A 12,909-nucleotide genomic window follows, 5' to 3' on the forward strand; every position below is an offset into this window, starting at 1 on the left:
GACTTTCATGATGAACGTGTAACCACATTGCTGTGCGTTCGGGTGCAAATGTATAACAATCTTTTTTATTTCGGATTGTTTTTTGGTGAAATCTTTATTTTGATTTTTATAATTACATTGTAATTAATGCTTGTGTAAGTGTGTTTTAATTTGTACGATAAATCAATTATATATGCTATTAATCTGGTTGTCAATTAATTATGAATAAAATTCTTTGTTTTTCGTAACTTTGTAGCGTAATTGTTAATAGAGCCAGATTGCTAAATAACTTTAAAATAAAAAAAAATGGCAATAGCAAGAAGACGTAATGAAGTGGAAGCCGAGATAATTGAACATTTGGGTATTGTACCCGGGTTCATGAAGGATATTCCAGAGGAATACTTAGATTTTGAGTGGGAATTGTTTAAAAATCTCCAATTGGGAGAAACTCTTATACCTAATAAATACAAAGAATTAATGGGTATTGCGTTACATTCAGAAACTAAGTGTAGATATTGTACTTTGTTCCACACAGAAACTGCAAAACTTTTTGGAGCAACAGATGCAGAAATCCAAGAAGCGGCACATTATGCGAAAATGTCGCTTGGTTGGAGTGCCTATTTAAATGGCATGCAAACTGACTATGATGAGTTTGCCCGCGAATTAAAACAAATAGGTAATTATGTAAAAGAAAACATGTCACAGCATGCACATTGAGAAAAAAAATAATCTGGTTTTTAATATTACACTCAGTAGTTACGAATTAGCAACTTTAATTTCATCCGCGCGTTGGTTGGCCGAAGGAGCAAAAGGTGAACTTACTGAAGAAGCTGTTAGTCAGATAAAACAAGTAGTTTTAAATTATGACAAAGCAGCAATTAAGCTTACAGAGCGAGAATCAAAATAAAAAAGATTCTCGCTTTTTAATTGGAAATAAAATTGATACCTGTATAGCAGGAGCTAACAAGTCTAGGATGTGAATATAATATTCAATAAATATTATATATTAATACTTATAATAAATTTAAAGTTCCTTTTATTTTCCATATTTCATCTAAATCTTCAATTGAAATTGATGCGGATTTGGTGAATGCGGATTTATCATCTTGAATGATTTTAACATTATAGGTGCCTGAAGTAAAATGTATTGATGCTATGAAAAACCCAACTTTTCTACTAATAATAATATAATAGTCATCGTTGTTGGTTTCAGGTAGCTCTATTCTTCTACAAATTGCAAATGAATTTGTTGAGCTTATTTTTTTTATTTTTTTATTTTCAATTTGAAATAATATATTGCCTTTATTATATGGATAAGGCAATTTAATTGTGGGAAGTTCAGATAATGAATTTAATTGACCACAAGTGTATTGATAAATTAAATCAGTTGAAATTATTGGAATTTCTGGACTAACTATAATGTTATCCTGTGTGTTGCTAAACAAAATGTTTAAATCGATTCCTAACTCAAGAGATTTTTGAATTATTTTTTCATAATCTAATGAATTTCTCTTTCTCCAACTCGAAATAGTATTAGGTTTAATATTCAAAATTTTTGCTAATTCGAGATCAGTTTTAACTTTCAACGATTTTTTTAACACGTTTATCGTATTTTCCGCAAAATGCGATTTTTTTTCTTGCATATTCTCAATTAATAATATACTTTTATATTGTTGTAAGAATAATTTTCTTTTTTACTATGCATTAATAATCAAAATCGCAAATTGAGTGATATTTGTAAATTTTCATATCTAAATGCAGAGTTTAATTTTATATACGAAATAAATAATATTATGGTTTTTGTTAAAAGCAATCTATTAAAAAAAATATTATTTGATAAAAGTTTTTATAAAAAAATGTTATTTTTTCATGATTTTTAGAAGAATTTTTTTATAAAAAAATTAATTAACAAGAAAAACATTATAAATGTAACAATAGTTGGTTTTAGAATAGACATTGTTAGCTAAGTGTAAAAATCATGTTTTGCGATTTTTATTGCTTATGAAGTATATAGCTATTGTTTGTTATCCATGTATTGAAAAATATTTTTAAGGAACATTATAGATTTAAAACTTTAGTGTTTAGGTTTAGAATTTGTATTTGAAAAATTGGTTTTTTACCATATGAATACGATTGTAAATAGTCTTGTTTAGTCAGATTTATGAAGGGGAGTTGGATTATTTTAAAAGTGGTTTCTATTGAAATGGGATTTTAATCTCGTTTAAACAAAAATAAATTAACCCTTAAAATTATCGCTTATGAACTGGAAGTTTACCCTTCAGGATAATATTATCCATTTTTACTGTCTATCGGTATTTTTATTTGTTTTTCATGCCGATATGTTAGGACAGGTCAGCTATGTTAATGCCAGTGCGCTGGTATCTTCAGATCATGCAACTAATCCGTCAAATGCCACAGTTAACAACAATTCTTTTGCATCCTTAAATTCCTATGGTGGAATTGCAATAGGAATTGGTAACTACAGCGGAAAAGTAGAACTCGAATTTCCTACCATAGTACCGGCTGGTAAAACTACATTCGTAAGGATGGATTTTGACCAAGATGTTTTAAATGCACTTTTGGGCGGTAATTTAGGTAGTGGATTAGCTGATGCGCTGGGAACAGTAGTCCTTGGAAATCATTATTTCACAGTTTCAGCTAAGAACAATACGACAACTTTAGTAACCTATTCCAGTCAGAATAATTTTTCAACTGAAGCAGGGAAATTAATTATGGATGTTAATGGGAACTTCTATTTCGCCATAACACCAAATGCAGCATATAACCGCATTGAGATTACAGATAATACAGCTTCTGTTTTGTTGGGAACATCAAACAGTATGAAGGTTTATCATGCTTATTATACCACGGGAGCCAATGCTTGTTCTTCTGCCTTTGCAACTTCTTATGACGGTACAGGTGGGACTTTAGATTTGTTAGGTCTAGGAGCAGCAGGAGTTACAAATCCTCAAAACGCTATTGATACTGATGTAAATAGTTATTCTCAAATTAGTTTAGGGGTTTTATCAGTTGCAGGAACCATGAGTCAAACGGCTTATTTTGATGCATTGTCGAATCCAACAGATCAGGTTCATGTCACAGTTCAGGTGGATAATCCCTCAATCTTATCACTTGGCTTATCTGATGGTTTTAAAATCGAAGCTTTAAACGGAACTAATGTAGTTTACACATTGAATGTAGGAAGTGTTCTAGACTTAGATTTGTTAGGACTTCTAAGTGCGGGACAAAAGGCTACAATCCCAATTTCTCCCGGTCAGCCTTTTGATAGAGTTAAACTTACCTTATCGTCATCCGTGCAATTGAATTTAACTAAAGGTGTTAAGTTTTATGATATTTACAAATCGCCGGCAGCTCCAGGAATCGCTATAGCTTCTCAGAATGTTACAATTTGTGCAGGACAGTCAACTACATTATTTGGAACTACTGACAGCAGCAATGATTTGGTTTGGTATGATTCATTAACTAATACTATACCTTTAGCGGTTACAGCATTTAACGCAGGGTATAATACGCCAGTTTTGACTGCTACAACGACTTATTATGTAGCAGCGAGACAAACAGGGTGTACACAACTTTCGACCCGAACTCCAGTTGTTGTAACAGTGATAACTATGCCGATAGCTTCGGATATTACAATTAGCAGTCCAGTTACCGCTAATTGCTCGGGAGTAGCGGTGTTAATTCCTTCAGCAGCTATTTCAAATTCAGAATTCAATTATTATACAGATCAGTTAAAAACTCAAGAAATAATAACAGGTTTTTCAGGGCATCCAGGATTAACATATGTCAAGGATGCTGCCGCAGGAACTTTAACCATTTCTGGTTTGAATGCTACAAATAGTCCAATGACTTATTACATTGCTGCCGAAATAAATGGTTTGTGTGAAAATGCAGCAAATACTTTGTTGCCTATAGAGGTTATCTTTCCAACTCAAACAGAGCTTTCAGTAGATGCTTTTCTAACTGGTTGTGGGACTGTTAATTTGGCCGATGCCATTGTTGGTCCTGATACTTCTGGGTCTACAACTTATACTTTCTTTGATTCAGCGATGAATTTAATATCTGTAGCTGCTGCTCAGTCAATACAAACCAGCGGAACCTATTATGTTCAAGCTACGAATGCTGTTAATGCATGTGCTTCGGCTTTTCAACCGGTAGCAGTAACAGTAAATCCTTTACCGCAATTGATTGTAAATCCCGCTTCGTATAGTGTTACAGTCGGAAACAGTGTAACATTGGCTTATACATCGAATTCTCCAGTTGCCTGCTATGATGCTTCTGGAAATCAGATGGCATCCAATATTGTTGGACCGTTTACAAGATCAGGAACCTATACTTATGTCGTTGTTGCAAATAATACATTATGTAGTATTTCTGCAATGGTTACGGTTGTAGTAAATGATGCTTTAAACTGTAATAGTTTTTCAAAAAGAGTTTATGCTAATACACAATCAGTGGGTTCAGTAATCACGGGAGGAGTTGCTAACGGGGATCAGGCTATTGATGACAATCCACAAACTTACTCAACCATTATAACTGGTTTGGGAGTTTTAGGTGTGGGAACGACTTGGCAAACTTTACAATGGAATACAACTGTTCATGCAGGAACACCATTAACTGTAAAATTAGGTTCAGAATACAGTGGTTTAGCACTTGTTGGAGCAATCTCAGTAATCGGAACTAAAAGAAACGGATTGGGAATTCCTGAAGATATTGGTACTATTCAACCGCTTTCAGGAAGTTTGGTAGATTTGCTTCCAGGCGAAAATTGCTTTGAATACACTTTTGTACCTGCAGATATAACAGGACCAAGGCAATACGATGGTGTTCGAGTTATTGTGGGATCGGTTTTAAGCATTGCGCAAAATGCTAGAGTTTATGAAGCTTATTATTACGAGGAAGAAAATCCAGCTACCTGTACATCTGGCGATGTGGAAGACGTTTTTTACGGTGTGTACGATTTAGGAGTTGGAGCTTTAACAAGTACAACAAGTGTCCAGAATCCTTGGAATGCGGTTGATGCTAGTGAAACGACTTTTGCGACTATGTACAATGGAGTAGGAGTTTTATCAGCATCTGATTTGACAGTAAAATTTAAAACACCTTCAAGACCAACGGATATCCTTAAAATTAAACTTGCGAAATCTGGTTCAGTTTTGTCGATAGGTGCATTAGCAGGTTTTACAGTGCAAGCATATATGGGAGATGTACCAGTTGGAAACCCAATAGTTGTTGACGGTGTAACGGCTAACCTTGAATTGCTTAATGGCGGTAGTGAAGCAATAATTGTTTGCAATACACAATTGCCGACTTACGACAGAGTAAGAATCAGATTAGGCGGGGTAGCAAACGTACTAGATTTTTTAGAAATTTACTATATAAAAAGAGAAGCGTTAATTGATTTGGTTGATAGTCCGGATTTGACTTTAACGCTTTGTCAGGGCGGAACGATTTCCATTACTCCTGATCTGTGTACCACTTACAGATGGTATGATGCCGAAGCTGGAGGCAGTGTCTTGGCAGATGGAGTTTCGTATACACTACCATCAATAATGACACCCGGAACGTATAACTTCTATATTCAACCGGTTCGTGGGGGATGTGATGCGCTTTCTAGAACTAAAATAACGGTAACGATTTTACCTTCAACTCCACAACCGTTCCTTACGGATATATTGGTAAACGCTGCAACAGATACTACGTTTTGTAGTGAAACCGGAGATGTTACTTTAACGACTCAATTAGCATTAGTAGCTTCGGGGATTACCAATGTAGTTTATTATTGGTATAGTTTTGACGGAACCAATCAAGTTCTAATTCCTGGACAAAATGCGAATGTTTTACAATTGACGGGGTTAACACCTGGAACTTATACATACTATGTTGGAGTTAGTTCGGATGAGTATTGTGAAACATTACAACCAGACAGAGAATCAATAACATTTACCATATTACCTTTTTCTACGGTTTCAGATATTCAGGCAAACAATCAGAATGTTTGTTTAGGTGATTCGGTTGTTTTACAGCCAAGCAGTGCGTTGTTAAATCCACAATTCGAGTGGTACTTTGCAAATGATATTTCTCAGCCAATAATTAATGGAACAGTTGCCGGCATTACTTATGCAATTGCAGCCAATGGAACTTTAACAGTTTCGGGACTTACAACAATAAACAGCCCTTATACGTACTATGTTTCTATGAGTAGTGATACAACTTGTGCTAATCTTTCCGGTACATTAAAAGCTGTTACTGTTCAGGTAAATGAAACGGCAACACCAACTACTGTAGTTGCTACCCAAGATTTCTGTGCATCAAATTATCCAACAGTGGCTTCTTTACAAGTAAATGAAAGCGGTGTGATTTGGTATGATGCTCCAACAGGAGGTAATATCTTAGCTTCAACGACTCCATTGGTAAACGGTGGAATCTACTACGCCGGAATGACAGATAGTGTAACCGGTTGTTCAAGTACAACACTTCTTGCCGTTACAGCTAATCTTAATAGTACACCAACGCCAACAACAAGCGATGCTATTCAAAATTTCTGTACTTCGGATAATCCAACAATTGCATCGATACAAGTAAATGAAAGCGGTGTGATTTGGTATGATGCTCCAACAGGAGGTAATATTTTAGCTTCAACGACTCCATTGGTAAACGGTGGAATCTACTACGCCGGAATGACAGATAGTGTAACCGGTTGTTCAAGTACAACACTTCTTGCCGTTACAGCTAATCTTAATAGTACACCAACGCCAACAACAAGCGATGCTATTCAAAATTTCTGTACTTCGGATAATCCAACAATTGCATCGTTGCAAGTAAATGAAAGCGGTGTAATTTGGTATGATGCTCCAACAGGAGGTAATATCTTAGCTTCAACGACTCCATTGGTAAACGGTGGAATCTACTACGCCGGAATGACAGATAGTGTAACCGGTTGTTCAAGTACAACACTTCTTGCCGTTACAGCTAATCTTAATAGTACATCAACGCCAACAACAAGCGATACTATTCAAAATTTCTGTACTTCGGATAATCCAACAATTGCATCGATACAAGTAAATGAAAGCGGTGTGATTTGGTATGATGCTCCAACAGGAGGTAATATTTTAGCTTCAACGACTCCATTGGTAAACGGTGGAATCTACTACGCCGGAATGACAGATAGTGTAACCGGTTGTTCAAGTACAACACTTCTTGCCGTTACAGCTAATCTTAATAGTACACCAACGCCAACAACAAGCGATGCTATTCAAAATTTCTGTACTTCGGATAATCCAACAATTGCATCGATACAAGTAAATGAAAGCGGTGTGATTTGGTATGATGCTCCAACAGGAGGTAATATTTTAGCTTCAACGACTCCATTGGTAAACGGTGGAATCTACTACGCCGGAATGACAGATAGTGTAAACGGTTGTTCAAGTACAACACTTCTTGCCGTTACAGCTAATCTTAATAGTACACCAACGCCAACAACAAGCGATGCTATTCAAAATTTCTGTACTTCGGATAATCCAACAATTGCATCGATACAAGTAAATGAAAGCGGTGTGATTTGGTATGATGCTCCAACAGGAGGTAATATTTTAGCTTCAACGACTCCATTGGTAAATGGTGGAATCTACTACGCCGGAATGACAGATAGTGTAACCGGTTGTTCAAGTACAACACTTCTTGCCATTACAGCTAATCTTAATAGTGGACCAACACCTACAACAATTAATTCAGTTCAGAATTTTTGTGAAGCAAATAGTCCAACAATAGCATCCCTTCAAGTAAACGAAAGTGGTGTAATTTGGTACGATGCTCCAGTTGGAGGGAATGTTTTGGCTTCATCAACTGTTTTGGAAGATGGAGAAACATATTATGCCGGAATGGTTGATAGCGTAACGGGATGTTTCAGCACTTCATTACTTGGTGTAATGGTCCATTTTAACACAGCTTCTCCAGCAACTATAATAGGTGGCGAGAGTACAACTTGTGTCTTATCATCAATTACTTATACTACTGAGTTAGGAATGAGTAACTATGTTTGGACAGTAAGCGATGATGGTTTGATTGCTGCCGGCGGTGGAACTACCGATAATTATGTAACTATAACATGGCAACAGCCTGGAGCGAATTCGGTAGGAGTAACTTATGAAAATACTATGGTTTGTAACTTGGCAAGTTCTGAAACTTTGAATTTGGTTGTTGAAATCTGTGTTGGAGGTATCTCAAGTGATCCTTGTTTAACAGTTTACAATGAATTTACACCTAACGAAGATGGCTCTAATGATACTTTTACAATTAAGTGTGCAGAGTTATATCCTAACAACAAACTTGCAATTTATAACCGTTATGGAAATTTGGTTTTCGAAACCAGAGGGTATCAAAATGACTGGAAAGGGATTTCCAATGTGAGTAATACATTCGATGGTAATGTACTAGCAACTGGAACTTATTATTATACGTTCGAAACAGGAGAAACAAATAACACAACCAAATCAGGATGGGTTTATATAATGCGTTAGGCAGAAAGAAAGCATTATTATCCACTTAAAACACTATTTTTATGAGAACAAAGATAAATACCACATTATCAAAGTCGATCCTTGTATTGGCTTTGGTTTCCCTTCCGCAAATAATTCACTCCCAGCAAAATCCTGAGTATACACAGTATATGTATAATACAATGATGGTAAATTCTGGCTATACAGGTTCTACAGGAGCTTTCGAAGCCAATCTTTTGTTGCGAAAACAATGGGTTGGCATAGATGGCGCCCCTCAGACAGGTACTTTAGGTTTGCATGCTCCTATAGGGAATAAAAAAATAGGTTTAGGACTTAATTTTATCAGTGATAAGTTAGGACCTTCCACTGAAAATACTTTTGCAGGAAACGTATCTTACACAATAGATCTTAATTATCAAACAAAACTTGCTTTCGGAGTTAAAACAGGAATTAGAGTCATGAATATAGATTGGTCTAAAGGACGATTTTATGACAGTAATGATGTGCTTCTAAATTCAAATATCAACAATCGTATGATGGGACTTATGGGTTCAGGAATTTATTTGTATTCCAATAAATGGTATGCAGGAGTGTCAGTTCCTAATTTTCTGCGATATGACTATTATAATGATATTCAGGAGTCTGTTGTGTCAGATAAGCTTCATTATTACTTTATTGGAGGTTATGTGTTTGATTTGTCGGAATCGGTAAAATTCAAACCGTCAGTACTTGTCAAAGCTGTTGGAGGAGCGCCATTGTCAACAGATTTGTCTGCTAATTTTTTACTTCAGGAAAAAGTGACATTAGGAGCCTCATATCGTTGGGACGATTCGGTTAGTGCTTTGGTAGGGGTACAATTTTTAAAGGATTTCTTCTTAGGATATTCCTTCGATTATACTGTAACCGATTTGAACAAATACAACGACGGAACGCATGAAGTTATCCTGCGCTATCAGTTACCTCAAAAATCATCGACCATTAAATCACCACGTTTCTTTTAATACTAATCCATATGAGAAATATCTATATACTGGGATTACTGTTTTGTACAAATATCCTTTTTTCACAATCGAAATTGAAAACTGCCGACAAGTTTTTTGATGACATGGCTTATGTTGATGCAGCTAAATTATATGAAGAATATTTAGAGAATAATCCATCGGTTACACCATCATTGAAAACAGTTACTAATGTGGCAGATACGTATTATCATTTAAACGATATGAGAAAAGCACTTATCTGGTATCAAAAGCTCTATGACATGCAGGGATTGAGTTTGTCGGATAAATACATTCTGCGTTATACGCAAGCTTTACGTAGTGTAAGAGATTATGATAAAGCCAATATGGTAACCAAAGAATATTTGAGAGGAAAAGGCGATAGCGAGCAGATTAAGCATTTTGCCAACAACCAAAAATATTTGGATAGTCTTTCCAAGAGAACCCCTTTGTACAATTTGAGAAATTTAGAGAACAATAGTCCTAATTCTGATTTTGGCGCCACATTTTATGGCAATCAATTGGTTTTTTCTTCGAGTAAGAAAGGTGCGGAAAGCGATGTGAAAATTTATTCCTGGAATCAACAACCTTTTTTAAGCATGTATGTTGCCGATCGTAATGTGTCGGATGGAGCCCTTATGAACGAACAGCTTTTCCTGAAAGAAATCAATTCAGAATACCATGATGCAACCATTACGTTTTCTCCCGATTTAAAAACCTTTTATTACACTACGAATACCATGAAAGGCAATCGTTTAAAAAATGGTAAACGCGGAACGAATAATTTTCAGATTATTAAAGCTTGGTTAGAAGGAGATAAAGTAGTGAAAACGGAAAAAATGTTTTTTAACAGTTTGGATTACAGTGTTGGACATCCTAATTTGAGTCCTGATGGGAAATGGCTGTTTTTTGTGTCTGATATGCCAGGAGGTTATGGTGAAACTGATATTTACATGGCTGAGGTTTTTTCAGATGGGAAGATTAACTCACCTATTAATTTAGGACCAAAAATCAATACTATCGGAAGAGAAATGTTTCCCTTTTACAGTGAGGGAGTCTTGTATTTTTCTTCAGACGGACATTATGGGTTTGGCGGATTGGACATCATGGAAAGCAAGTACGATGGAAAGAGTTTTTCTGAGCCGAAGAATTTAGGTGAGCCAGCAAACAGTAATAAAGACGATTTCGCGTTCATTATTGATAAAGAATTGAAATTCGGATACATTTCATCAAACCGCGATGCCGGAAAAGGGGATGATGATATTTACCATTTCATTAAGAAAAAGCCAGAATGCTATCAAATCGTACAAGGAAAAGTATTCAGTTCTAAAGAAAAGTTGGGATTACCAGGTGCTACGATTAAAATATTTGATGCGTTTGGCGATCTTAAAAATGAAATTCCAACAAAAGCAGATGGAACCTTTGAGTTTCAGTTGCCATGTAACCATACTTTTAAAATAAATGCTTCAAAACCAAATTACAGCACACAGGAGAAGGAGTTGATTACTTTAGACAAGGATGGCGATGTGCATAAAATGGATTTTGAGTTGAGTAACCTAGAGGATTTTGTGGTAAAAGACAACGGAAACGAGAAAATTGATATCAATCCGATATTTTTCAATTACGACAAATGGGACATAACGCCACAAGCAGCAACAGAATTAGATAAAGTTGTGTATGTGTTGCAGAATTTTCCGAAAGTTAAAATCCGAATCGAGTCGCATACAGATTCTAGAGGAAAAGATTTGTACAACTTAAAACTATCAGATAATAGGGCGAAATCTACACAAACGTATATTCTTTCCAAAGGAATTTCTCCAGACAGAATAGAAAGCGCGGTAGGATTTGGGGAAACCCGATTGAAAAATAAATGCAGCAATGGCGTAAAATGTACTGAGGAGGAGCATTTTGTAAACAGAAGGTCAGATTTTATAATTGTTGAAAAGTAAATTCATTAAAACTATTTTTAATAATTTCATTCTATAAAAAAAAAAATGATAAATAATAATTTAAAAAGAGTTGGTATATTTAACTCTTGATTAATAATTCTATATAAAATGAATAATTTTTTTAATACCAATTTTATTAAGTTTTTAAAAATAAACTGGATTGAAATAACAACTGTATTAATTGTAATATTAACAATACTTCAGGTTGTGTTATTTTTCAACTGATATATTTTTTGTAAAACAATAATAAGGATTCAATATTTTATCTATTATAATTACTTTCAAAAATTATATGTTGATATTTTAAAATTAGGAAAGTAAAAAAAAAGACTAATCTTTTGATTGGTCTTTTTTTTACATAGATAAATTATGAATACATCACCTAATTTGGTGATATTAAAAATACTTAAACTCGATGATCTCAAATTTGAGATTTTTGAAGATAAAACAAAAGAAGTCTGGCTGGCAAAGGTTACTCTAAAAAAATCTGCTTATGGTGCTTATTATGATTTTATAATCATTAAAAATAACTGCAAGGTTGTTTATATGTATCACCATGCATAATGAGAATACACAAAGTCTCTTGATTTTGAGCTGCAAAGCAAGATAGAGTTAATTAATAACAATTACCTATATACTAAAATATAAAATCCTAACAGACATTGAGCTTGTCAAGTACTGTTAGGATTTTATTTTAATTTATTAATATGTCGTTTGAGACACCACAAGTTACTGTTGTTTCATAAGAAAGAGATGAGCTAGGATCTCCAATTGGATAAGATTGAAAAGAGTAAACACCTACTGGTATTTCATTTAATAGAGTGCAATTAGTACCATTGGTTGTGAATGAGCCACTAATAGGACCAGTGTAAGTTACATTAAAATCAACAGTAGGGTTGCCGTCCCACAAAGCTATACTTCCGAAGCTACTATCTGTTAAATGTATTGAAAAAGCATTTAAAGTACTAAGGCTTATAGGGCTTGTTGTATTATGAATATCATGATTTACGTTGCAACTCGCATCAATAACCCAGTAATAAGTTATTGCTTGTAAATTATCAAACAGAACCTTTCCGTTACTATCAGTTGTTGCAGTTTGTAGAATATTAGTATCATTAAAAAAATCAACTTCAGTACCGTAAAGTTTAACCTCAGCATTAGGTACTACTACACTATTTTCATCATAAATAGTTAACTCTAAGCGTGTACTCTGTACTGTATCATTAGAATCTCTGCTACAAGAGGATAAAATAAAAACAACGGGTAATATAATTTTTAGAAATTTCATGATATAAAAAATTAATTAATAATAGCCTTACTGGTTTTATATTTTCAATCCGAAATAAATTTCAATTTAAATCAAATATATATTATTTTCTTTTAAAATAATGCGATTATTTAATTGTTTCTTTTTTAAATATTTAAGTGCGTAAATTATGCTTTTGTATAAGCAGGAAATATATT

8 protein-coding genes are annotated in these 12,909 nt (G+C 34.4%); 6 read left to right on the forward strand and 2 right to left on the reverse strand.

Annotated features, from left to right (window positions below):
* The first annotated feature begins 285 nt into the window (after positions 1-285).
* Together ACZ1JT_RS09700 and ACZ1JT_RS09705 are read left to right on the forward strand one after the other, a co-directional pair.
* Positions 286-696 carry a carboxymuconolactone decarboxylase family protein gene (locus ACZ1JT_RS09700; protein ID WP_465093622.1) on the forward strand — a complete coding sequence of 137 codons (411 nt, stop codon included), beginning with the start codon at positions 286-288 and terminating at the stop codon, positions 694-696.
* Positions 686-886 carry a hypothetical protein gene (locus tag ACZ1JT_RS09705; RefSeq protein WP_465093623.1) on the forward strand — a complete coding sequence of 67 codons (201 nt, stop codon included), beginning with the start codon at positions 686-688 and terminating at the stop codon, positions 884-886. The genes ACZ1JT_RS09700 and ACZ1JT_RS09705 overlap by 11 nt, the downstream gene beginning before the upstream one ends.
* 106 nt (positions 887-992) lie before the next feature.
* On the opposite strand, the gene ACZ1JT_RS09710 is transcribed toward ACZ1JT_RS09705, so the two are convergent.
* Positions 993-1,622, reverse strand: a complete 630-nt coding sequence (locus ACZ1JT_RS09710) for a helix-turn-helix domain-containing protein (RefSeq protein WP_465093624.1) — start codon at positions 1,620-1,622, stop codon at positions 993-995.
* A 615-nt stretch (positions 1,623-2,237) separates the two neighbouring features.
* Between ACZ1JT_RS09710 and ACZ1JT_RS09715 the strand changes: the two genes are divergently transcribed.
* From ACZ1JT_RS09715 to ACZ1JT_RS09730, 4 genes are all read left to right on the forward strand, one after another.
* Positions 2,238-8,519 carry an Ig-like domain-containing protein gene (locus ACZ1JT_RS09715; RefSeq protein WP_465093625.1) on the forward strand — a complete coding sequence of 2,094 codons (6,282 nt, stop codon included), beginning with the start codon at positions 2,238-2,240 and terminating at the stop codon, positions 8,517-8,519.
* A 41-nt stretch (positions 8,520-8,560) separates the two neighbouring features.
* The gene (locus ACZ1JT_RS09720) at positions 8,561-9,499 is read left to right on the forward strand and encodes a PorP/SprF family type IX secretion system membrane protein (protein WP_465093626.1); all 939 of its coding nucleotides are present in this window, start codon (positions 8,561-8,563) and stop codon (positions 9,497-9,499) included.
* Positions 9,500-9,510: 11 nt separating this feature from the next.
* Positions 9,511-11,445, forward strand: a complete 1,935-nt coding sequence (locus ACZ1JT_RS09725) for an OmpA family protein (protein ID WP_465093627.1) — start codon at positions 9,511-9,513, stop codon at positions 11,443-11,445.
* Positions 11,446-11,814: 369 nt separating this feature from the next.
* Complete coding sequence (locus tag ACZ1JT_RS09730) at positions 11,815-12,009, forward strand: hypothetical protein (RefSeq protein ID WP_465093628.1); 195 nt, start codon at positions 11,815-11,817, stop codon at positions 12,007-12,009.
* A 130-nt stretch (positions 12,010-12,139) separates the two neighbouring features.
* On the opposite strand, the gene ACZ1JT_RS09735 is transcribed toward ACZ1JT_RS09730, so the two are convergent.
* The gene (locus ACZ1JT_RS09735; protein ID WP_465093629.1) at positions 12,140-12,733 is read right to left on the reverse strand and encodes a prealbumin-like fold domain-containing protein; all 594 of its coding nucleotides are present in this window, start codon (positions 12,731-12,733) and stop codon (positions 12,140-12,142) included.
* Positions 12,734-12,909 lie beyond the last annotated feature (176 nt).

This window comes from Flavobacterium sp. IC2-16, from assembly GCF_055521455.1.